This window comes from Prevotella aff. ruminicola Tc2-24 (assembly GCF_900110895.1).
In the GTDB taxonomy this organism is placed as follows: domain Bacteria; phylum Bacteroidota; class Bacteroidia; order Bacteroidales; family Bacteroidaceae; genus Prevotella.
The window spans coordinates 227,790-249,973 of the sequence record NZ_FOIQ01000002.1 but is presented as its reverse complement, the minus strand read 5'-3'; the positions used below and the strand labels follow the sequence as shown (position 1 = coordinate 249,973).

The 22,184-nt window shown below is 50.2% G+C and carries 18 protein-coding genes; 6 read left to right on the top strand and 12 right to left on the bottom strand.

Annotation, left to right across the window (positions count from 1 at the left end; translation table 11 throughout):
* Window position 1: 1 nt before the first annotated feature.
* Window positions 2-826 (bottom strand): 3-methyl-2-oxobutanoate hydroxymethyltransferase, encoded by an 825-nt coding sequence (gene panB / locus BMY63_RS05345; RefSeq protein ID WP_091915212.1) that lies wholly within the window; start codon window positions 824-826, stop codon window positions 2-4.
* A gap of 288 nt (window positions 827-1,114) precedes the next feature.
* Between panB and mutS the strand changes: the two genes are divergently transcribed.
* Complete coding sequence (gene mutS, locus BMY63_RS05340) at window positions 1,115-3,742, top strand: DNA mismatch repair protein MutS (protein ID WP_091915210.1); 2,628 nt, start codon at window positions 1,115-1,117, stop codon at window positions 3,740-3,742.
* Window positions 3,743-3,794: 52 nt separating this feature from the next.
* Here mutS and BMY63_RS05335 read toward each other — a convergent pair whose 3' ends face one another.
* From BMY63_RS05335 to ychF, 3 genes are read right to left on the bottom strand one after another with little or no spacing between them, the layout of a single operon-like run.
* Window positions 3,795-4,640, bottom strand: coding sequence for a hypothetical protein (locus tag BMY63_RS05335; protein ID WP_143065723.1), 846 nt, complete (start codon window positions 4,638-4,640; stop codon window positions 3,795-3,797).
* Window positions 4,641-4,649: 9 nt separating this feature from the next.
* Window positions 4,650-5,528 carry a prolipoprotein diacylglyceryl transferase gene (gene lgt / locus BMY63_RS05330; protein WP_091915206.1) on the bottom strand — a complete coding sequence of 293 codons (879 nt, stop codon included), beginning with the start codon at window positions 5,526-5,528 and terminating at the stop codon, window positions 4,650-4,652.
* A gap of 3 nt (window positions 5,529-5,531) precedes the next feature.
* Window positions 5,532-6,632, bottom strand: coding sequence for a redox-regulated ATPase YchF (gene ychF / locus BMY63_RS05325; RefSeq protein WP_091915204.1), 1,101 nt, complete (start codon window positions 6,630-6,632; stop codon window positions 5,532-5,534).
* A gap of 149 nt (window positions 6,633-6,781) precedes the next feature.
* Between ychF and BMY63_RS05320 the strand changes: the two genes are divergently transcribed.
* Together BMY63_RS05320 and BMY63_RS05315 are read left to right on the top strand one after the other, a co-directional pair.
* Window positions 6,782-7,516: a head GIN domain-containing protein gene (locus BMY63_RS05320; RefSeq protein WP_091900286.1), complete on the top strand. Its 735-nt coding sequence runs from the start codon at window positions 6,782-6,784 to the stop codon at window positions 7,514-7,516.
* A 14-nt stretch (window positions 7,517-7,530) separates the two neighbouring features.
* On the top strand, window positions 7,531-8,538 hold the full coding sequence (locus tag BMY63_RS05315; RefSeq protein ID WP_091915202.1) for an acyltransferase family protein: 1,008 nt from the start codon (window positions 7,531-7,533) through the stop codon (window positions 8,536-8,538).
* Window positions 8,539-8,549: 11 nt separating this feature from the next.
* Here BMY63_RS05315 and polA read toward each other — a convergent pair whose 3' ends face one another.
* Complete coding sequence (polA, locus tag BMY63_RS05310; protein ID WP_091915200.1) at window positions 8,550-11,315, bottom strand: DNA polymerase I; 2,766 nt, start codon at window positions 11,313-11,315, stop codon at window positions 8,550-8,552.
* Between the two features lie 85 nt (window positions 11,316-11,400).
* Between polA and BMY63_RS05305 the strand changes: the two genes are divergently transcribed.
* Entirely contained in the window at window positions 11,401-12,378 is a 978-nt protein-coding gene (locus BMY63_RS05305) for a polyprenyl synthetase family protein (RefSeq protein WP_091900289.1), read from the top strand.
* Window positions 12,379-12,453: 75 nt separating this feature from the next.
* Here the strand turns inward: BMY63_RS05305 and deoC are convergent, their stop codons facing one another.
* The 7 genes from deoC to mnmG all read right to left on the bottom strand — a co-directional run bounded on the left by deoC (window position 12,454) and on the right by mnmG (window position 19,235).
* Window positions 12,454-13,389, bottom strand: coding sequence for a deoxyribose-phosphate aldolase (deoC, locus tag BMY63_RS05300; RefSeq protein ID WP_091915197.1), 936 nt, complete (start codon window positions 13,387-13,389; stop codon window positions 12,454-12,456).
* 3 nt (window positions 13,390-13,392) lie between these two features.
* Window positions 13,393-13,719 (bottom strand): nucleotide pyrophosphohydrolase, encoded by a 327-nt coding sequence (locus BMY63_RS05295; protein ID WP_091900291.1) that lies wholly within the window; start codon window positions 13,717-13,719, stop codon window positions 13,393-13,395.
* Entirely contained in the window at window positions 13,716-13,964 is a 249-nt protein-coding gene (locus BMY63_RS05290; protein WP_091915195.1) for a hypothetical protein, read from the bottom strand. The genes BMY63_RS05295 and BMY63_RS05290 overlap by 4 nt, the downstream gene beginning before the upstream one ends.
* A 3-nt stretch (window positions 13,965-13,967) precedes the next feature.
* On the bottom strand, window positions 13,968-14,420 hold the full coding sequence (dtd, locus tag BMY63_RS05285; RefSeq protein WP_091915194.1) for a D-aminoacyl-tRNA deacylase: 453 nt from the start codon (window positions 14,418-14,420) through the stop codon (window positions 13,968-13,970).
* A gap of 397 nt (window positions 14,421-14,817) precedes the next feature.
* The gene (gene uvrC, locus BMY63_RS05280; RefSeq protein ID WP_091915192.1) at window positions 14,818-16,650 is read right to left on the bottom strand and encodes an excinuclease ABC subunit UvrC; all 1,833 of its coding nucleotides are present in this window, start codon (window positions 16,648-16,650) and stop codon (window positions 14,818-14,820) included.
* A 55-nt stretch (window positions 16,651-16,705) separates the two neighbouring features.
* Entirely contained in the window at window positions 16,706-17,233 is a 528-nt protein-coding gene (locus BMY63_RS05275; protein WP_091915190.1) for an adenine phosphoribosyltransferase, read from the bottom strand.
* A gap of 70 nt (window positions 17,234-17,303) precedes the next feature.
* Entirely contained in the window at window positions 17,304-19,235 is a 1,932-nt protein-coding gene (mnmG, locus tag BMY63_RS05270) for a tRNA uridine-5-carboxymethylaminomethyl(34) synthesis enzyme MnmG (protein WP_091915188.1), read from the bottom strand.
* A gap of 233 nt (window positions 19,236-19,468) precedes the next feature.
* Here mnmG and BMY63_RS05265 point away from each other — a divergent pair, with 233 nt between their 5' ends.
* Both BMY63_RS05265 and BMY63_RS05260 read left to right on the top strand, forming a co-directional pair.
* Entirely contained in the window at window positions 19,469-20,152 is a 684-nt protein-coding gene (locus BMY63_RS05265) for a succinate dehydrogenase cytochrome b subunit (protein ID WP_091900297.1), read from the top strand.
* Window positions 20,153-20,196: 44 nt separating this feature from the next.
* Window positions 20,197-22,176, top strand: a complete 1,980-nt coding sequence (locus BMY63_RS05260) for a fumarate reductase/succinate dehydrogenase flavoprotein subunit (RefSeq protein ID WP_091915186.1) — start codon at window positions 20,197-20,199, stop codon at window positions 22,174-22,176.
* Window positions 22,177-22,184: the final 8 nt, after the last annotated feature.

Below are 22,184 nucleotides of genomic sequence, written 5' to 3'. Positions count from 1 at the left end.
ATCAATACAGTTTCTCGAGCACGTCATCGCTGATTTTAAATGTCTGCTCTTCCGCAGGGAACGTGCGTTGCTCGCACTCTTCCTTATACTGTCTGAATGCCTGGAGCATGATCGCATGCAGGTCGGTATACTTCTTGACGAACTTTGGCGTGAAGCCGTTGGTAAAGCCAAGCATATCCTGATAGACAAGCACCTGACCGTCGCAGAATCTGCCGGCGCCGATGCCGATCGTCAGTGCCTTCGACTGCTCTGTGATCATCTTAGCCAGTGCCTCAGGCACACACTCCAGGGTGATGGCAAAAGCGCCAGCTTCTTCGACGGCCTTGGCATCACTGAGAAGCTTCTGGGCCTGTTCCAGTGACTTGCCCTGTACCTTATAGCCACCCAGCGCGTTTACCGACTGGGGAGTCAGTCCGATGTGGGCAACTACAGGTATGCCTGCCTGGACGATGGCCTTGATGCGGTCTGCATACTCTGCCCCACCCTCCATCTTCACAGCCTGACAGTTGGTCTCCTTGACGATACGACCAGCATTGCGGACAGCATCCTCTACTGATGCCTGATATGACATGAAGGGCATGTCGATGACAACCATTGCTTCTTTTGCACCTCGACAGACCGCCTTACCATGGTGGATCATGTCTTCCACGGTCACGGCGAGTGTGTTCTCGTAGCCAAGCATCACATTGCCGAGAGAGTCACCTACGAGGATCATGTCGATGCCTGCCTCGTCGATGGTACAGGCAGTATGATAGTCATAGGCCGTGAGCATGCTCACAGGGCATGTTCCTTTTCGGCTTAGTAAGTCATATATTGATTTCCTCATTTCAAACGTACAGATAATTTATTAATAATGAATTAGTAACGAGGAGTGGGAGTGGATCTTACCCACGTTTGATTTTGCGGCTGCAAAGTTAGTAACTTTTATTGTTACTGCAAAATTTTGCGCCTCTTTTTTATGTTGATGGTCCTAAAACACCTTTGTTAGCACCTGGTTAGCAGCGCTTTCTGTCAGAGGGGAGTCATGGCAAAACAAATAATCCAGAAGAAATTTTGCCAATTCGGGAAAAAGGAGTAACTTTGCCTCTCAAACTAAAATAACGAGACAAGCGTAATGGCAAAGAAAGAAGGTAAGGAACTGACTCCGATGATGAAGCAGTTCTTCGATTTAAAGGCAAAACATCCTGATGCAGTGATGCTATTCAGGTGTGGCGACTTTTATGAGACCTACTGCGAGGATGCCATTACCGCTTCGAAGATCTTAGGTATCACCCTCACCCATCGTAATAACGGAGCAGGTGGTAAGGGCGACGAGATGGCTGGATTCCCCCATCATGCCCTTGATACCTATCTGCCGAAACTGATCCGTGCAGGTAAGCGTGTGGCCATCTGCGACCAACTTGAGGATCCTAAGCTGACGAAGAAGCTCGTGAAACGAGGCATCACTGAACTGGTGACGCCTGGTGTGGCTCTCTCGGATAACGTACTGAATTATAAGGAGAACAACTTCCTGGCTGCCGTCCATTTTGGAAAGGCCTCGTATGGTGTGGCTTTTCTGGATATCTCTACTGGTGAGTTCCTGACAGGTGAGGGCACACAAGACTATGTGGAGAAGCTGTTGGGTAATTTCTCGCCAAAGGAGGTGCTCTACGATAGGACGAAGAAACAGGAGTTCGAACGTAACTTTGGCAATCGTTTCTTTACCTTCCAGATGGACGACTGGGTGTTCAGCGAACAGACATCAAAGCAGAAGCTACTGCGACATTTCCAGGTGAAGAACCTAAAGGGATTTGGTGTGGATCATCTTCAGGCTGGTGTTATCGCTGCTGGGGCTATCCTGCAATACCTCGAACAGACGCAGCATACGCAGATAGGACATATCACGTCGATTTCGCGTATCGAGGAAGACAAGTATGTGAGACTGGATAAGTTTACGATCCGTAGTCTGGAACTGGTTCATCCCATGCAGGAAGACGGTAAGTCGCTGTTGGATGTCATCGACAGGACGGTGAGTCCGATGGGTGGTCGTCTGCTGCGCCGTTGGCTGGTGTTCCCCTTGAAGGATGAGAAACCTATCAACTCTCGTCTGGATGTGGTGGAGTATTATTACCGGGAGCCGGCATTCAGAGAGTGCCTGGATGAACAGTTGCACAAGATCGGTGATCTGGAGCGAATCGTCTCCAAGGCAGCCGTAGGTCGTGTTTCGCCGCGTGAAGTGGTGCAACTGAAGGTCGCCCTACAGGCCATCCAGCCCATCAAGAATGCTTGTCTCTGTGCCGAGAACGAGGCGTTGAGACAGATTGGTGAGCAACTGAGCCTGTGTGAGACGCTCCGCGACAGGATAGAGAAGGAGATACAGAACGACCCGCCACAGTTGGTGGCGAAAGGTGGTGTCATCAGAGACGGTGTGAGTGCTGAGCTCGACGAACTGAGAAGCATCGCCTATAGTGGAAAGGACTACCTTTTGAAGATTCAGGAACGAGAGGCTGCCGCTACGGGAATCCAGAGTCTGAAGATAGGCTATAATAATGTGTTCGGCTACTACCTTGAGGTGCGCAACACCTATAAGGAACAAGTGCCACCAGAATGGGTACGTAAGCAGACGCTGGCACAAGCAGAGCGCTATATCACACAGGAGCTCAAGGAGTATGAAGAGAAAATCCTTGGTGCGGAGGATAAGATCCTCTCCTTGGAGGCCCGACTCTTCAGCGACCTTGTGCTATCTATGCAGGCGTTTATTCCACAGATACAGACCAATGCGAACATCATCGCCCGTCTCGACTGTCTTCTGAGCTTTGCGAAGGTGGCTGAGGAAAACAATTATATCCGACCTGTGATCGACTCGTCGGAGGTGATAGATATCAAACAGGGACGTCATCCTGTCATCGAACAGGAACTGCCGTTGGGCGAGAGGTATGTGCCCAACGATATCCTGCTCGACAACGAGCGTCAGCAGATCATCATCATTACGGGTCCGAATATGGCTGGTAAGTCGGCGTTGTTACGACAGACGGCGCTCATCGTGCTACTTGCCCAGATAGGCTGTTTCGTGCCCGCAGAGGCCGCGAGAATCGGTCTGGTGGACAAGGTATTCACCCGTGTAGGGGCTTCGGATAATATCTCCCTTGGTGAGTCTACGTTTATGGTGGAGATGACAGAGGCCTCGAATATTCTGAATAATGTCAGCTCGCGCTCGCTGGTGCTCTTCGACGAGTTAGGTCGAGGAACATCTACCTACGATGGTATCTCTATCGCTTGGGCGATTGTGGAGTATCTGCATGAGAATGTCAAGGGTGGTCATCCGCGTACACTCTTCGCCACGCACTATCATGAGCTGAATGAGATGGAGAAGAACTTCTCACGCATCAAGAACTATAACGTCTCTGTCAAGGAGGTCGACGGTAAGGTGATCTTCCTGCGCAAGTTGGAGCGTGGTGGCAGTGAGCACTCGTTTGGTATCCATGTGGCTGAGATCGCAGGTATGCCTCGCAGCATCGTGAAGCGTGCCAACGTGATCCTGAAGCAGTTGGAGGCCGAGAACGCTTCCGTGGGCAGTGTGGGTAAGCCTACGGCTGAGATCGCGGGCTCACGAGAGGGTATGCAACTATCGTTCTTCCAGCTCGACGATCCTATTCTCTGTCAGGTACGTGACGAGATCCTGGGCCTCGACGTGAACAATCTCACGCCCCTTGAAGCCCTGAACAAACTTAATGATATTAAGAAAATTGTCTCAGGGAAATAGCTCGCACATCACCTATGTCCTTGGCGAGCAGCAGGTAATGTAAACTCAGACTTTATCTTTTTTGCTGTGGCGGACCCATGCGGACAGGCCCTCGTGGCATCATCTCGTCCTGATTGCCCCAGATAAGTCCTTTAAGCAGACGGCCGAAGTCGAAGCCGAATTTCTGACCGTTATTGAACTTGATATAAGGGCTGACGATGGGGTCTGTTACCCATTTGCCCGTCATGGGACTCAGGTAGCGCCTCGCACCTGCATCCACGCCAAAGTTCTTGTGGAATCGGATGTCTGCATAGCCGCCATAATTGGTCGTTCCTAAATAAGGATTCACGGCTGGACTGATCAGCGAAGAGTTGGGATAGTAATAGCCGAAGGCATGCAGCGAGATGGCATTGTTCACCCAGTAGTTCACCGTGCCACCCACACCGTAGCGTGTCTGCAAGAACCCCATGCCCACCATCCTATATTTGTCTGCCAGCGCTGAGGCCGAAAAACTCCAGCGGCCTGTTTGCTGATAGAGTGTCAGAGCACCTGACTCGCGATCGAGCAGTCCTGGCATCGAGTCTGCTCCCCCGCTGACGGTGATGGCTGCTCCTCGCCACGGAGTGAACAACTTACCGCCCTGCAATGTGTTCACCTCCCAACTGCCCCGTCTGGTATCGTAGAGGCTGGATGGCGTATCGAGTTTGTATCCAGGGTTAGGTGTTGCCAATGGTTGAAGCCGTCTTTTCCACAGTGTTGAGTCATGCTGCTGCAGGAAGGAATCCGTAGGCAGGAGGTCACTACTCAGGCCCACGGAGTCTTTCCTCAGCGATTTCCCTACACTGATGTCCGTCTGCGCTGATGCACCTATTGCCATCGTCAGCAGCATCACCATGAGTACTTTCCTCAGTATCTTCATTTACCTTTTTCAAGCTCCAGCCTTCTTCTTGGCCTTGACCATGCAGTACACGCCAAGGATGATGAAGGGGATAGACAGTATCTGTCCCATATCAATAGGCAGTGAGGCCTCGAAGGCTTCCTGGATCTCCTTGGTGTATTCGATGAAGAAGCGGAAAGTGAAGATATAGGTCAGGCAGAAGCCGAAATACCAGCCTGTGCCGACCTGAGGACCTTTGGCTTGCGGCTTCTGACTGTTCTTGTAGATGATCCACATGATGACGAACAGGATGGCGTAGGCGATGGCTTCGTAGAGCTGTCCTGGATGACGGGGCGCGGCATCGACACGCTCGAAGATAAAGGCCCAGGGCACGTCTGTGATCTTGCCGATAATCTCAGAGTTCATCAGGTTGCCCAGACGGATGAAACAGGCCGTCGTTCCTGTGGCGATGGCGATGTTGTCGAGTACCGTCCAGATGCTTAACTTCGTCTTGCGCACATAGAGCCAGAGGGCAATCATCAGTCCTAATGTGCCACCATGCGAGGCGAGACCAGCATAGCCTGTTATGTAGAAGCCGAAGGTCTCACTCAGCCAACTGCCATTATGGCCGAAGTGGATGGGCAGGATCATCTCTACTATACCCTGCCATGAGGTCAGGAAATCCTGAGGCTGGTAGAAGAGACAATGCCCTAGGCGGGCACCAATCAGAATGCCGAAGAAACAATAGATGAAGAGGGGATCAAAGAGTTCGTCCTTGATCTTCTGATCCTTATACAGGTGTTTCACGACAAGATAGGCGAGTGCCAGTCCGATAATCCACATCAAACCGTACCAGCGCACAGTGATAGGCCCTAGATGGAAAGCCTCCAGATCGGGCTGCCAGACGATATAACTCAAAAGATTTATCATAGCTTATACGTTGAAGCGGAAATGCATGATATCACCATCTTGAACGATGTACTCCTTACCCTCAACGGCCAACTTTCCTGCCTCGCGGACAGCGGCCTCAGAGCCATATTGGATATAGTCGTCGTACTTGATGACCTCGGCACGGATGAAGCCTTTCTCGAAGTCGGTATGGATGACACCAGCACACTGAGGAGCCTTCCAACCCTTCTTATAAGTCCAGGCCTTCACTTCCATCTCACCAGCGGTGATAAAGGTCTCGAGGTTCAGCAAGGCGTAGGCTTTCTTGATCAGACGGTTCACACCACTCTCCTCCAAGCCCAGTTCCTCGAGGAACATCTGCTTGTCTTCGTAGCTCTCAAGCTCAGCGATATCCTCTTCTGTCTTAGCGGCGATGATCATGGCCTCTGCTCCTTCTTCCTTGGCCAGGGCCTCTACTTTCTGTGTCCATTCGTTGCCGCTTTTGGCATCGGTCTCGCCCACGTTACAGACGTAGAGGACAGGCTTCGAGGTGAGCAGGAAGAGGTTACGGGCACAGTCTTGCTCGTCCTTCGACTCGAACTCTACGACACGGGCGTTCTTACCTTGTTCCAACACCTCTTTGTAGGCATGAAGCACGTTCACTTCCACCTTTGCGTCCTTATTGCCAGCGGCAGCGGCCTTTTCCGTCTTGGCCAGTCGGCCTTCGATGGTCTCAAGGTCCTTGAGCTGCAACTCAGTATCGATGATCTCCTTATCGCGGATGGGGTCGATGGTGCCATCCACATGGGTGATATTCTCGTCCTCAAAACAGCGGAGCACGTGGATGATCGCATCCGTCTCGCGGATGTTTCCAAGGAACTTGTTTCCTAATCCCTCGCCCTTGGAGGCGCCCTTCACCAGACCTGCGATATCCACAATCTCACAGGTGGCGGGTACGATACGACCTGGGTGTACCAACTCTGCCAGTTTGGTGAGTCTTTCATCGGGGACGGTGATCACACCCACATTCGGCTCGATCGTACAGAAAGGAAAGTTGGCTGCCTGTGCTTTGGCACTCGACAGACAATTAAACAATGTGGACTTACCCACGTTGGGGAGTCCTACAATACCACATTTTAATGCCATTACTTCTTATAAACGTTTATAATCTGGGTGCAAAGGTACGAATAAGCGATGAAAAACGCTAAAGGTATGATGTTTTTTTTGATAAGAACGCAACTTTTCGTATCTTTGCATCGTCAAACAATCAGAATAACAATCAAATACATAAGATTATGAAGACATCTTTTATAGCAATGTTAGCAGCGCTGACGCTTTCCGTATCATCATGCGGAATAAATATTGGTGGGGGTATAACCAACAGGGTGGAGCCTAGTGAGAATATCGTAAAGGCCAAATATCCGCAATCATCTTTCGACAAGGTCGAAAATCATGCGTTGGGTCATATCCGTATTGTTCAGAGTAACCAGAGTCGTGTGACGCTCTCTGCCCCAGATAACTATATAGACTTATTTGATTTCAAAAATGAGAACGGTAGTCTGGAGATCAGATTCACGAAGAAAAGCGTTAATATTGATGCTCGAGACGTGACTATCATCGTCTATACGCCGACGCTTAGGGAGGTTAAAAACTCTGGTGTCGCTGATGTGCATCTTGATAGTCTTACCACTGACGATTTGGTGATCAGGAACTCTGGTGCAGGCTCTTTCTTCCTGTCGGAGATCAATGCCAAACGGGTTGATGTGACATGCAGTGGCGCAGGAAGTATCTCACTGAATGGTCAGGCTGAGAAGGGTGAATACCTGTGTAGTGGCGTTGGTAGTATCGATGCCAAGGGCATGAAAGCCAGTGTGGTTGATGCGAAAGTCAGTGGAGTAGGGAGCATCGAGTGCTATGCCACCGACTTCATCAAAGGACGCGTAACGGGTATCGGCTCCCTCAGATATGGTGGTCGTCCTGCCGATAGGGATCTTAATAGATCAGGCATCGGTGGTATCAGTGAGATGTAAACTCGCTACGAGGAATGAAACGACTATTTTATCTTGATAATCTGAAAGTATGCCTGACCGTATTGGTTATTTTCCACCATGCAGGTCAGGCATATGGTGATGGTGGTGGCTGGGCTTATCAGCCCAGTAACCCTGCTGAGTTTATGCCTTGGATATGGCATTTCTTCTCTACGAATGCCGCCTTTTTCATGGGCTTATATTTCCTTATCTCCGGCTATTTCGTGCCCTCCAGCTTCGACAAACAGGGTACAGGACGCTTTGTGAAGAAGAAACTCATGCGCCTGGGTATTCCTTGGCTGTTGATGGGTGGTCTGCTTTCTGTGCTGGCAGGCAAACTGGAGACAGGTCATATGTGGTTCGTAGAGAGCCTGCTGTTCTTCTGTCTTCTCTATACAGTAATACGACAGTTTTGCAAGCCTATCGTGGAGCTCTCGTCGAGGCCTGTGGTCATGGGCGTGTTGGCTGTGGGTATCTTGATGGGCGTGGGTAGCTATTTCATCCGTCAGGTCAGTCCGCAAGACCATTGGGTATTCTTCATGGGACTGATCTTTGAACCAGCCCATTACCTGCAGTATATCATGATGTTCTTCCTTGGTGTGCTGGCCCGTCGAGTGGGGTGGTTGGAGAATATGAGCAATCGTACTGGTGTGACAGCCCTTTTGATAGGCCTTGCTCTCGCCCTCGGCAACTACCTCAGGGATGGTGGCTCTTGGAATGGTTTTGTATGGCAGTGGTTTGGCATCTATGAGTCGCTGATGTGCGTCTTTATCTCGTGTGGCCTGCTCTGGCTGTTCCGTGAGTATGGCAACTGGAACAGTCGTTTCTGGCAGTGGTGTGCCGCTCAGTCGTATGGTGCATATATTTTCCACATGCTGCTGATGCTGGTCTTGCAGTTCGCCACAGACAACATCTGGATGGGGGCCTTCGGTAAGTTCGTGTTTATCGGCGTTGTCACCACCATCGTCTCGTTTGTCCTCACCTGGTTGGTGCGGATGATTCCTGGCGTCAAAAAAGTGCTTTAGCAATCAGAGTTTTAGTGAGCTTCGAGCCAATTCTGGCCAAAGCCGGAGTCGGCCACGAGGGGAACGGAGAGGGGGAAGGCTGCCTGCATTTCCTCGAGGACGATGCGCTCCACCTTCTCTTTCTCGTCAGGGTAGACGGAGAAGTTAAGTTCGTCGTGTACCTGTAGGATCATCTTCGAACGGATGCCCTCAGCCTTGAAACGGTTGTGGATATGGATCATGGCCACCTTGATGATATCTGCCGCCGTGCCCTGAATGGGGGCGTTGATGGCGTTGCGCTCGGCAAAACCACGTACGGTGGCGTTGTGTGAGTTGATATCCGGCAGGTAGCGACGACGGCCGAAGAGGGTGGTGACATAGCCCTTCTGACGGGCTATCTCCTTTGATTTCTCCATATAGTCGTGTACCTGTGGGAAGGTAGCGAAATAGCCGTCTATCAACATCTTTGCCTCGTCGCGTGCGATGTCAAGGCGCTCTGCCAGGCCAAACACGGTGATGCCGTAGATAATGCCGAAGTTGGCACGCTTAGACTTCGTTCGCTCGTCTCGTGTCACCTCGTCGATGGATTTTTTGTAGATGTTAGCCGCTGTGGCCGCATGCAGATCCTTACCCTCGCGGAACACCTCAACCATGTTTTCGTCTTTCGACAGATGTGCCATCACGCGTAGTTCAATCTGTGAGTAGTCTGCAGAAAAGAACAGACAACCTGGTTCTGGGATAAAGGCCTTTCTTATCTCCTTACCGTCTTCACCTCTGATGGGGATATTCTGAAGGTTCGGATCAGAAGAGGAGAGGCGTCCTGTGGCAGTGATTGTCTGATTGAACGAGGTGTGGATATGTCCGGTTTTGGGGTTAATCAGCTTGGGTAGGGCATCGATATAGGTGCCAATAAGTTTCTTTAATCCTCTGTGTTCCAATATATCGGCCACAATCTCATGCTTGTTACGCAGCTGTTGTAACACCTCTTCAGAGGTGACGTACTGACCAGTCTTGGTCTTCTTGGCCTTCTCTACTATCTTCAGTTTGTCGAAGAGTATTTCACCCACCTGCTTGGGTGAGGCGATGTTGAAGTGCTCGCCAGCGAGTTCGTAGATACGTGCCTCGATCTCGTTCATCCTGTTGTTGAAATCCTTTGACGTATCACGTAGAGAATCTGTATCCAGACAGACGCCGTTCATCTCCATCTCGGCGAGTATGGGCATCAGTGGCATCTCAATCTCATAGAATAGTTTCTCGCACTCAAACTTTTTCAGCTCGGGCTCGAGCTTGTTCTTCAGACGGAGGGTGATGTCCGCATCTTCGGCGGCATATTCATAGACTTGAGAGGGTAGGAGGTCACGCATCGATTTCTGGTTCTTGCCCTTGGGACCAATCAGTTCATCGATATGGATGGTCTGATAGTTCAAGTAGATTTCAGCCATATAGTCCATATTGTGATGGAGCTCAGGTTGGATGAGGTAGTGGGCAATCATCGTGTCCCACATCGGACCAGCTAACTCGATCCCATAGTTTCGCAACACTTCGAGATCGTATTTCAGATTCTGTCCGATTTTCATTATCTTCGGATCCTCATACACCTCTTTGAAGATATTAACAATTCGCAACGCTTCTTCACGATTGGCAGGAATGGGCACGTAAAACGCCTCGAATTCTTTCACGGCGAAGCTTAAACCTACCAATTCGGCTTCGATTGGCGAGGTCGAGGTGGTTTCCGTGTCTAGACTGAGAATTTGTTTTGTCCTAAAAAAGTCACAAAGTTTCCTCAAATCACCCTCATTATCAACGAGTTTGTAGTCGTGAGGAGTCGTTTTAAGCGTGTCAAAACTCGAATTTTCGCTCAGATCCGTCCCGTCGGCGGGAAATTCGCCAAACAGATCGAGTTGACCACTAACTATTTTTTGCGGTTTTTGATTCTTTTTAAGGATTCGGTCTGCCAGACTCTTGAACTCCAGTTCGGTGAAGATCTTGCTCAGTTCTTCCTCGTTGGGCTCGACGAGCTTCAAGGCGTCCATGTTGAGTTCGACAGGAACATCTGTCTTGATGGTTGCGAGGAAGTAACTCATCTTGATATCGCCGACATGCTCCTCCACTTTTTCGCGAAGCTTACCTTTGATCTCCGACGAGCGTGCTATCAGGTTGGTAACACTTCCGAAGTCGTTGATGAGTTTTGCGGCTGTCTTCTCTCCGACACCAGGACAACCAGGAAAGTTGTCGGCAGAATCGCCCATGAGTGCGAGTAGGTCGATCACTTGGAGTGGGGTAGTGATGGCGTATTTCTCCGTGACCTCCTTAGGTCCCATCACTTCATAGCCGCCACCATGACGGGGACGGTAGATCTTCACATGATCACTCACCAGCTGCCCATAGTCTTTGTCAGGGGTGAGCATATAGGTATTGATGCCGATGGAATCAGCTTTTTTGGCCAGTGTGCCAATAACGTCATCGGCCTCGTAACCGTCTACCTGTAAGATAGGTATACGATATGCTTTCAGGATCTCCTTGATGATGGGGACGGCCTTACGGATGTCCTCGGGGGTCTCCTCGCGTTGAGCTTTATACTCTGGAAAAGCCTCGCTGCGGAAGGTAGGACCGTGAGGGTCGAAAGCCACGCCGATATGGGTAGGTTGCTCTTTCTGAAGCACTTCGTTCAGGGTGTTACAGAACCCGATAATCGCCGACGTATTCAGTCCCTTTGAATTGATTCTTGGGTTCTTGATGAAAGCGTAGTACGATCGATATATGAGCGCGTAGGCATCTAAAAGAAACAATTTCTCCATATCTTTGTTTTTTTTCTGCGTAAAATTACTAAAAAAATATCTAATTACCCAATTTTTTCTTATTTTTGTACCAAATTTCAAAACAATGGATTATTTATCAAGGATAAAAACCCCTATTGAAAAGGAATTTGCTGACTTCAGGAATCTTTTTCTTGAAGCGTTGACCCATGAGGATGGTCTGTTGTCGCAGGCCTTAACACATATCAGTCAGCGCTCAGGAAAGCAGATGCGTCCGATGATTACGCTTCTTTCGGCAAAGAACTATGGCGAGATAACTGATGTCACGCTTCGTTCTGCTGTCGCGTTAGAGTTGCTTCATACGGCGAGTCTTACCCATGATGATGTGGTCGACGAGAGTGACGAACGTCGCGGCCAACCTTCCTTGAATGCCGCTTATAATAATAAAGTGTCTGTCTTAGTAGGTGACTATATCCTCTCCACTTGTTTATTGAATGCATCCTTTACTGGCAATCAGAAAATCATACAAAGTCTGTCGAATCTTGGTCGTACCCTTGCTGCTGGCGAGATTCTTCAGTTGCAGAATATTAATAATAAGGATATCTCGGAAGAAGCTTATTATCAGGTAATTGAACAAAAGACAGCTTCGCTCTTCGAAGCTTGTTCTGGCATAGGCGCCTTATCTGTAGGTGCTTCCGAAGAAGATGTGGTGGCGGCCAAGAAATTTGGCAGGAATCTGGGTATGATCTTCCAGATCCGTGATGATATCTTCGATTATTTCGATTCTGATGAGATAGGCAAGCCGACAAGCACGGATATGGCTGAGGGCAAGCTCACGCTGCCTGTGATCTATGCACTCCAGCATTCGCCTTACGAGTCGATGATGCCTCTGGCCATGAAGGTAAAGGCTGGTACGATCAATGCAGAGGAGATCGCTGTTCTCGTGGAGTTTACGAAAGAATATGGTGGTATCGACTATGCCCAGCGCAAGATGGAAGAGATTGCGCAGGAGGTTAGGGTATATATCGATAGACATGTGAAGGCCCCATCTCTGAAGGATGCCTATACGGCCTATCTGGATTATGCGATACAACGAAAACTTTAGATACGAAAAAAGGAGGGTTGGTTCCCTCCTTTTATCTTTATAAGCACCTCTATAAGAGGTGGTTGTTGTCTTTTCTTAGAAGAACTTTGTTTCCTCACCGATTACCTCGCTCAGCAACAGGTTAGCCAGGCGCGAGGTGCCCATACGGAACCATTGGTTGGTAAGCCATTTCTCGCCCAGAACCTCTTTCACAATCGTGTAGTAGATCAGAGCATCCATCACGGAATTAAGGCCACCAGCAGGCTTGAAACCAATCTGGATGCCCGTTTCATCGTAGTACTCCTTGATGGCCTGACACATCACATAGGCTGCCTCAGGGGTGGCAGCAGGCTCGAGCTTGCCTGTCGAGGTCTTGATATAGTCGGCACCACTGTACATAGCAAGTATTGAGGCGGTCTTGATGTTCGCAGCCGTCTTCAGACAGCCCGTCTCGAGGATCACCTTCATCTTCTTGTCGCCACAGGCCTCCTTCATCTGCTGTATCTCGTCACAGACAGTCTCGTAGTCGCCAGAGAGGAATGCACCCACGGAGAGCACCATATCGATCTCTGTGGCGCCGTCTTTCACGGCCAGACTAGTCTCTATCGTCTTCACCTCGATCAGGGCCTGAGAGGACGGGAATGAGCCGCTGACGCAGGCGATTTCCACACCGTCGACTTCGAGGGTCTCCGATACCACCTTGGCAAAGCGCGGATACACGCAGATGGTGGCCACGTGGGGTAGGTTAGGGTATTGCTCATCGAACTGGTTCACACGTTCTGTGAATGCCAGCACACTCTCATCGGAGTCGGTGGTCTTCAGGGTTGTCAGTTCCACGCTTCCCATCAGGAATTGTTTCACCTCGGGGGTATCGTTCTCATGTACTTTCTCCGTGATGATCTGTTTCACGGCGGCACGCACCTCCTCGTCGGAAACGTTGAGGTTGTACTTGCTCAGAGCCTCTTCGATCTGGCTCTTCTGTGGCATCTCCACGTGGTGGTGATGCGCATGGTCATGATGTTGTTCTGCCATAGTCTATGCCATTAATTTTTTGTTATGTATATGTCGTAGTGAGTCACGTTGCGTCTTCTTGTCTATCGATTTCTTCAGTTCTTCTGTGAGGTCTACACCCGTTTGGTTGGCCAGGCAGATGAGTACCCAAAGTACATCGGCCATCTCCTCGCCGAGGTTGTCTTTCTCGCCTTCTTTGAAGCTCTGGTCACCGTATTTGCGGGCTATCACACGGGCCAGTTCGCCCACTTCCTCCGTCAGCACTGCCATATTCGTCAGTTCCGAGAAATAACGAACCCCATATTCCTTGATCCAGCGATCCACCAGTTCCTGTGCTTCTTTGATAGTCATCGTTTTGTGAGCATTTGAATGAACATGATAAAGATGGCGAGCAGAATAATGATGATATACTGCTTATTCTCACGCTCGTACTCCTTCCAGTGGAAGGCTTTGTAGAGGAAGATGGCGAGTAGCAGTAGCAGTCCTAATCCACATGGCCATACACCATACTGAATGCCCTTGATGTAGGAAAGTCCAACGCCAATGGCAGCCAGGATGACGCCTGAAATCTCTATTTCTCTCAGATATTTTCTCATCGCTTATTCTTTGTTTTTGGTATCCATACAGATAGTGACTGGTCCGTCGTTGAGCAGTTCCACCTTCATGTCTGCTCCAAACTCGCCTGTGCCAACGGGCTTGCCTATCGCTTCGGAGAGTTGCGTGCAGAAGGTCTCGTAGAGTGGGATAGAGTGCTCGTGGGAGCCGGCACGGAACCAACTGGGGCGGTTGCCTTTCTTGTAACTAGCGAACAGTGTGAACTGGCTCACGACGAGTGCCTCGCCCCCGATATCAAGGACAGAGCGGTTCATCACTCCGTTTTCATCATCAAACACACGCAGGTTGGCGATTTTCTTCACCAGCCAGTCTACATCGTCCTTCTCGTCGTCGTCGCAGATGCCTATCAGAATGAGCAATCCCCATCCGATGGCCGATTTGACCTCACCGTCGATCGTGACACTTGCCTGACTGACTCTCTGTATAACTGCTCTCATAGAGCGCAAAGTTACGAAATTATATCGATAAAACCAAATTTACATCGATGTAAATCGACCTTACGAGACTTCGTCAGGCGTTATCAAACTGAAGACATAATCAGTAGATGCTGTTTTCTGGAGTAAACAATTTTTATCGTATGTTTGTGTGCTGTTGTTGCCCCTTATTTCTGGCGTTTTGGGGTTCTTGGGGTTTCCTCCGGGCAAAGTCCGACTTTCCTCCAAGGAAACTCTCACTTTCCTCAGAGCAAACTGAGACTTTATTGGGAGGGCTATCTGTCGCCGTTCTTCAAACCTGACATTTTGTTAAGATATTTTGGCAGATTGTCTTGTGGCGTGTTAGACAAACTGGATTGACGAGTAGACGGTAGACAAGTAGACAAAAGGCTTTTCTATACTATGATTGTCTTTGGTGGAAGTAGTCGTAGATAATCTGTGCTTTTGAGGGACCAATGATGGCCGAGAGACTATCGAGACTGGCCTCGCGTATCTTCTTGACTGATTTAAGGCTATTTAGAAGCTCGTCACGCGTTTTCGGACCGATACCCTTGATGTTGTCCAGCTCAGACTGTAAGGCGCGCTTAGAACGCTTGTCTCGATGGAACTGGATGGCGAAGCGATGCACCTCGTCTTGTATCTGTGTGAGTACGTGGAAGAGCTCGCTGTCTGTTTTCAGGGCCACGCTGAGCGGCGGGAAGCCGTAGAGCAGTTCGTTGGTACGGTGACGGTCGTTCTTGGCCAGTCCTGCAATGGGGATATCGAGATCCAGCTCGTCTTGTATCACCTGTCTGATGACCTCCATCTGCCCTTTTCCGCCATCAGCGATGATGAGGTCGGGTAGGGGTTGTTCTTCCTCCATCAGTCGTGTGTAGCGACGATGAACCACCTCTTTCATCGAGGCATAGTCGTCAGGTCCTGTGACGGTCTTGATGTTATAGTGCTTATAGTCACGCTTCGAGGGTTTCATCTTCTTGAAAACCACACAGGCAGCCACAGCGTCTGTACCAGAGATATTGGAGTTGTCGAAGCACTCTATCTGGAAGGGTAGTTTGGGTAGGTGGAGTTTGTCCTGGAGTTCCTTCATCAGACGGGTCTGTTTCTGTTCCGGATTGAGTTTCTCGGCTTGTTTCAGACGGTCGAACTTATACTGTTTGCCGTTCATGATAGAGAGCTCGAGCAAGGTTTTCTTGTCGCCTCGCTGGGGGATGGTGAAGGTGATGCCTTCGAGTGTCATGTCGAGTTCCTGAGGAACGATGATCTCCTTCGACTGGCTCTTGAAACGCTCGCGCAGTTCAACGATACCCAACTGCAGCAGTTCTTTGTCTGTCTCGTTGAGTTTCTTCTTGTATTCGATGGTGAAGCTCTGGTTGATGCTGCCGTTGGATACGTGGATATAGTTGATGAAGGCCATCTTTTCGTCGCTGGTGATGGAGAAGACGTCGACGTTGTCGATGGTATGACTGACCACCTCGCTCTTGCTGACGAAGGTGTCGAGGGCGATGTATTTCCGTTTCACCTCCTCCGCCTCCTCGAAACGGAGTTCGTCGGAGAGATGCAGCATCTCGTCTCTGAGCTCTTTGAGCATCTGGCGGGTGTTACCCTTGAGGATTTCGCGTGCCTGTTGGATACCTCTCTGGTAGTCCTCATACGACTGCTTTCCTACGCACGGTCCCATACATTTCTTGATGTGGTAGTCGAGACAAACCTTGTATTTGCCTGTCTCTACACCCTCTTTGGTGATGGGCTGACGACAGGTACGTGGGTGGTATAGTTCCTTGATGAGGTCAAGGATGGCATACATGCTTGCGACATGAGAGTAAGGACCGTAGTAAGTGCCCCATTTTTTGTTGATAGTGCGTGTCTTGAAAATGCGGGGGAAGTACTCGTTGGTGACACAGATGCTGGGGTAGGTCTTGCCGTCCTTCAGCAGGACGTTGTACCGCGGATTATACTTCTTGATGAGCGAGTTCTCCAAGAGAAGGGCGTCCTCCTCTGTATTTACGACCGTATAGCTGATGTCGTGGATCTTAGAGACGAGTACCTTGGTCTTGAAACGATCCACCTCTGTGTGGAAGTAAGACGAGACCCTTGCTTTGAGGTTCTTCGCCTTCCCCACATAGATGATGGTCTTTGTATCGTCATAGAACTGGTAGCTGCCAGGCTTGTCAGGCAGTCTGCTGACAATACTCTTCAGGTGGGCTAACCGTTTCTCGTTCTCTTCTCTCGTCATCTCGCTGGCGTCTATTTATGAATACTTTGGAAGATTTTGTTTCACGTGAAACACGTTAGAGTGTCACGAGGGTTGTAAGGTCGATGCCTTTGAAGAGGTCGCGCCCATGCAGTCCCTCGTCTGTGATCTCAATGATGAAGTTCACATAGACCTTCTTAGGATGGAAGTGCTGTACAAGCCTGTATGCCGCCATGGCTGTTCCTCCTGTGGCCAACAGGTCGTCGTGAATGAGTACAACGTCGTTCTCGTCGATGGAGTCGATGTGCATCTCGATGGTATCGACACCGTATTCCTTGGAAAACGACTCTTTGATCGCTGTAGCAGGTAATTTGCCTGGCTTACGTGCCAAGACAATGCCGCAACCCAATCTGGCGGCCAGGGCAGATGCCATCACGAAACCACGACTCTCGATGCCTACGATCTTGGTGATGCCTTTGTCCTTGTAGAGCGCTTCCATCTCGTTGAGCATAATCTGTACGCACTCGGCACTCTTATAAAGGGTGGTCACGTCGCGGAAATTGATACCCTTCTTTGGGAAGTCGGGTATACATCGCAAATTGTCAATCAAAACTTTGTTGTTCATAATCAGTATGTTATATTTGTTTCTTTTTGCTTTTGTTTCACGTGAAACACGGGTGTGATAGGCAAGAGAATTACCTCCCCATGAGCACAAGTAAGACGTTGATGTCGCTTGGGGAGACGCCAGGAATACGACTGGCCTGTGCCAATGTCTCAGGTTGGATGCGCGTCAACTTCTGACGAGCCTCTGTCGAGAGCGACTGTATGTCCTCGTAGTTGAAATGGCCTTTAATCTTGATATTCTCCAAGCGATGCATTTTCTCTGCTACCATTCGCTCGCGTTCGATATATCCTTTATATTTCATTCGTACCTCTGCGGCCTCTGCGATCTCTTCTTTTCGATTGATTGGTCGATTCAGGACTTCCTTTAGTTGTGGGATAATGTCCGACAGATTGGAGAGATTGAGTTGAGGACGCCCAACGAGATCGATTAACTTACAGCCGTACTGGAGTGGGGTGGTGCCAAGCGCCTCGAGGGCCGAATTGATGAGTTTCGGTTTTATCGCGAAGGTCTGACAGAATTCTTCGATTTCTTCGATAGCCTGTTTTTTCTCCATCCACCAGTCGTAACGATCTCTTTTTGCGAGCCCCAGCTCGTAGGCCTTTTCAGTCAGACGCGCGTCGGCATCGTCTTGTCTCAGCAGAATTCTGTATTCGGCTCTCGACGTAAACATACGATAAGGCTCGTCGACACCTTTTGTCACCAAATCGTCGATGAGAACGCCGATATAAGCTTCGTCGCGATGAAGTACGAACTGTGTCGTGCTTGTTGCTGCGCCACGACACTCTGCTGCTCCTGCCTTCAGCGCAGCGTTAGCTCCTGCCAGTGTTCCCTGACCTCCAGCCTCTTCATAGCCTGTTGTGCCATTGACCTGTCCAGCGAAGAATAGGTTCTCGATAATCTTCGATTCCAGCGAGTGATTGAGTTGGGTGGGGTCGAAGAAATCGTATTCGATGGCATAACCAGGGCGATACACCTTCAGGTCTCTGAAAGCAGGAATCTTCTTCAGTGCTTGGATCTGTACGTCCATCGGCAATGACGAGGAGAAACCGTTCAGATACATCTCGTTGGTGTCTTCTCCCTCTGGCTCGAGAAACAGCGGGTGCTTCTCGCGATCAGGGAAGGTCATGAGCTTGGTCTCGATGGAAGGGCAGTAGCGCGGACCTATCGATTGGATCTGTCCGTTATAGAGCGGAGAGTCTGCCAGTCCGCTGCGCAACACCTCATGTACCTCTGCGTTCGTGTTGCAAGTCCAGCAAGGTAGTTGTTTCAAGGCACCGCCCTTGTTCATATAACTGAACTGATAGGGTTTGTTTTCGCCTGGTTGAATCTCCATTTCATCGAAGTGAACAGAGCGCTTGTCGATACGTACTGGGGTTCCTGTCTTCATGCGGGCAGTCGTGACGCCGTGGCGGGTGATGCTCTCCGTGAAGTGGGGCACGGCAGGTTCTGCAACACGACCTCCAGCCACCATCTTCCGTCCAATGTGCATCAGCCCGTTGAGGAAGGTGCCAGCAGTGATCACCACACATCTTGCATAGAGTTCTGCGCCCCAGATGGTGCGCACGCCGATGGCCCTGACAGTGGGGTGCCCGTTATCGTCGTGTTGTCCAGTCTCTTCTACGAGCAGTTCATCGGCCTGGTCTTGCCAGATGTCGAGATTTTCGGTTTCATCGAGATGTCTGCGCCATTCCCAGATGAACTTCCCACGGTCGCACTGGGCACGGGGGCTCCACATGGCGGGTCCCTTTCCTACGTTGAGCATACGGAACTGGATGGAGGTGGCATCTGTCACCAGTCCCATCTGTCCGCCGAGTGCATCGATCTCGCGCACGATCTGGCCTTTGGCAATACCGCCGATGGCAGGGTTGCACGACATCTGTGCAATCTTGTTCATGTCCATGGTTATCAGACAGGTCTTGGCCCCCATGTTGGCACTGGCACAGGCCGCCTCGCAGCCTGCATGTCCTCCTCCAATCACCAGAACATCATACTTGAATTTCATTTGCTGTTTCCTAATTTTCCGCAAAAGTAAGCATAAAAATCGGATTTTTGGTGCATTTTTACCCGAAAAAACTTTGAATTATCATTAAATTATAGTAACTTTGCGCTCTAAAGTAAAAACGAAATACCTATAATAAGGTATAAGAAGACCTTCTTGACATAAGAGACTGAGATTATAATGTAAATTATCAAGAAAAAATACAATTTTAATAAATTATTAAATTTCAACAACTTATGTGGTTAATCAATTCATCAATTGGTAGAAAAGTTGTAATGTCTGTGACGGGCATTGCGCTCATCCTGTTTTTGACCTTCCATGGTTGCATGAACGTGGTAGCGCTGTTCTCGGAAGAGGGATACAACATGATTTGCGAATTCCTGGGTGCCAACTGGTATGCTGTTGTAGCAACGCTTGGTCTGGCTGCTCTGGCAGTGATTCACATTGTCTACGCTTTCATCCTGACGGCGCAGAACCGTAAGGCCCGCGGAGACAATCGCTATGAAGTGGCAACAACAGTGAATGCAGGTAAGGTGGAGTGGGCTTCCAAGAACATGCTCGTGTTGGGTCTGATCATCGTGATTGGCCTGCTGCTGCACCTGTACAACTTCTGGTACAACATGATGTTCGCCGAGCTGGTGGGCACATACCAGCAGATCGATCCTGCCGATGGTTTTGCATGGATTAAGGAGACATTCGCTAATCCTGTATTTGTGGTTCTGTACATCGTTTGGTTCGTGGCAATCTGGTTCCACCTCACACACGGCTTCTGGTCAGCCCTTCAGACACTTGGATGGAGCGGTAAGACATGGCTCTGCCGTTGGAAGGTGATCGGCTTCATCTATGTGACCCTGCTGATGATCTGTTTCCTGATTGTTGTTCTGGCTTTCGCATTCAAGTGCGCTCCGAGCCTCTGCTAAACTTTAATTATTTATTTTTTCAATCTTAAATTTTGAAAAAGATTATGGCAAAAGTATTAGATTCTAAGATTCCCGCAGGTCCAGTACCTGAGAAATGGAAGGAATATAAGGCTCATCAGCGTCTCGTCAACCCGAAGAACAAGCTGAAGCTCGACGTGATCGTGGTTGGTACCGGTCTGGCTGGTGCCTCTGCAGCCGCTTCACTCGGTGAGATGGGCTTCAATGTGATTAACCTGTGTATCCAGGACTCTCCCCGTCGCGCTCACTCAATCGCTGCCCAGGGTGGTATCAACGCCGCCAAGTGCTATCAGAACGATGGTGACTCTGTCTATCGTCTGTTCTACGACACCGTGAAGGGTGGTGACTATCGTGCTCGCGAGGCCAACGTGTATCGTCTGGCTGAGGTTTCAAACAATATTATCGACCAGTGCGTGGCTCAGGGTGTTCCCTTCGCTCGTGAGTACGGTGGTATGCTGGCCAACCGTTCATTCGGTGGTGCTCAGGTGTCTCGTACATTCTATGCCAAGGGTCAGACAGGTCAGCAGCTGCTGTTGGGCGCCTACTCTTCACTGAGCTGTCAGGTCCAGGCTGGTAAGGTGAAGCTCTACACCCGTTACGAGATGGAGGATGTGGTGATTGTCGACGGCCGTGCCCGTGGTATCATCGCCAAGAACCTCGTTACTGGTGAGCTGGAGCGTTTCAGCGCCAATGCCGTCGTTATCGCTACTGGTGGTTACGGAAACACCTACTTCCTCTCTACCAACGCTATGGGTTGTAACTGCACCGCTGCCGTTCAGTGCTATCGTAAGGGTGCCATGTTCGCCAACCCTTCATATGTTCAGATTCACCCCACCTGTATCCCCGTCCATGGTGACAAGCAGTCTAAGCTGACGCTGATGTCTGAGTCGCTGCGTAACGACGGTCGTATCTGGGTGCCGAAGAATATTGAGGATGCCAAGGCTCTGCAGGCTGGTACCAAGCAGGGTTGGGAGATTCCTGAGGAGGACCGCGACTACTATCTGGAGCGCCGTTATCCTGCCTTCGGAAACCTCGTTCCTCGCGACGTGGCCTCTCGTGCCGCTAAGGAGCGTTGCGACAAGGGCTTCGGCGTGAACAACACGGGTCTGGCTGTGTTCCTCGACTTCTCTGAGTCTATCAACCGTCTGGGTATCGACGTGATCATGCAGCGTTATGGTAACCTCTTCGAGATGTATGAGGAGATCACCGACGTGTTCCCTGGCGATGTGGCCAACGAGATTAACGGTGTGAAGTACTACAAGCCGATGATGATCTATCCCGCTATCCACTACACCATGGGTGGTATCTGGGTAGACTACGAGCTGCAGACCACCATCCCTGGCCTGTTCGCTATCGGTGAGTGTAACTTCTCTGACCACGGTGCTAACCGTCTGGGTGCTTCTGCGCTGATGCAGGGTCTGGCCGATGGTTACTTCGTGCTGCCTTACACCATCCAGAACTACCTGGCCGACCAGTCTATCTGGGGCAAGGTTTCTACCGATCTGCCTGAGTTCGAGGAGGCCGAGAAGGGCGTTGCTGCCGAGATCGACCGTCTGATGAACATCAAGGGTAAGCGCTCTGTCGACTCTATCCACAAGGAGCTGGGTCACATCATGTGGGAGTATGTAGGTATGGGTCGCACCGCTGAGGGCCTGAAGGAAGGTCTGAAGAAGATGCACGAGCTTGAGAAGGAGTTCGATACCAACCTCTTCGTTCCTGGCACGAAGGAAGGCATGAATGTCGAGCTCGACAAGGCTATCCACCTGCGCGACTTCTTCACCATGGGTCAGCTTGTGGCCTTCGACGCTCTCTCTCGTAACGAGTCCTGCGGTGGTCACTTCCGCGAGGAGTACCAGACCGAGGAAGGCGAGGCTAAGCGCGACGACGAGAACTACTTCTATGTAGGCTGCTGGGAGTATAAAGGCAAGGGCGTGGAGCCTGAGCTCTCTAAGGAGCCGCTGGAGTATGAGGCAATCAAGGTACAAACCCGTAACTATAAGAACTAAGTAAGGAT

Bases quoted from the DNA above. Each gene is read 5' to 3' on its own strand.
- lgt (WP_091915206.1), bottom strand. From the start codon at position 5,528: ATGATAAATCTTTTGAGTTATATCGTCTGGCAGCCCGATCTGGAGGCT.
- BMY63_RS05335 (WP_143065723.1), bottom strand. From the start codon at position 4,640: ATGAAGATACTGAGGAAAGTACTCATGGTGATGCTGCTGACGATGGCA.
- BMY63_RS05305 (WP_091900289.1), top strand. From the start codon at position 11,401: ATGGATTATTTATCAAGGATAAAAACCCCTATTGAAAAGGAATTTGCT.
- mutS (WP_091915210.1), top strand. From the start codon at position 1,115: ATGGCAAAGAAAGAAGGTAAGGAACTGACTCCGATGATGAAGCAGTTC.
- BMY63_RS05265 (WP_091900297.1), top strand. From the start codon at position 19,469: ATGTGGTTAATCAATTCATCAATTGGTAGAAAAGTTGTAATGTCTGTG.
- BMY63_RS05315 (WP_091915202.1), top strand. From the start codon at position 7,531: ATGAAACGACTATTTTATCTTGATAATCTGAAAGTATGCCTGACCGTA.
- deoC (WP_091915197.1), bottom strand. From the start codon at position 13,389: ATGGCAGAACAACATCATGACCATGCGCATCACCACCACGTGGAGATG.
- BMY63_RS05320 (WP_091900286.1), top strand. From the start codon at position 6,782: ATGAAGACATCTTTTATAGCAATGTTAGCAGCGCTGACGCTTTCCGTA.
- BMY63_RS05260 (WP_091915186.1), top strand. From the start codon at position 20,197: ATGGCAAAAGTATTAGATTCTAAGATTCCCGCAGGTCCAGTACCTGAG.
- BMY63_RS05275 (WP_091915190.1), bottom strand. From the start codon at position 17,233: ATGAACAACAAAGTTTTGATTGACAATTTGCGATGTATACCCGACTTC.
- BMY63_RS05295 (WP_091900291.1), bottom strand. From the start codon at position 13,719: ATGACTATCAAAGAAGCACAGGAACTGGTGGATCGCTGGATCAAGGAA.
- ychF (WP_091915204.1), bottom strand. From the start codon at position 6,632: ATGGCATTAAAATGTGGTATTGTAGGACTCCCCAACGTGGGTAAGTCC.
- mnmG (WP_091915188.1), bottom strand. From the start codon at position 19,235: ATGAAATTCAAGTATGATGTTCTGGTGATTGGAGGAGGACATGCAGGC.
- panB (WP_091915212.1), bottom strand. From the start codon at position 826: ATGAGGAAATCAATATATGACTTACTAAGCCGAAAAGGAACATGCCCT.
- uvrC (WP_091915192.1), bottom strand. From the start codon at position 16,650: ATGACGAGAGAAGAGAACGAGAAACGGTTAGCCCACCTGAAGAGTATT.
- dtd (WP_091915194.1), bottom strand. From the start codon at position 14,420: ATGAGAGCAGTTATACAGAGAGTCAGTCAGGCAAGTGTCACGATCGAC.
- BMY63_RS05290 (WP_091915195.1), bottom strand. From the start codon at position 13,964: ATGAGAAAATATCTGAGAGAAATAGAGATTTCAGGCGTCATCCTGGCT.
- polA (WP_091915200.1), bottom strand. From the start codon at position 11,315: ATGGAGAAATTGTTTCTTTTAGATGCCTACGCGCTCATATATCGATCG.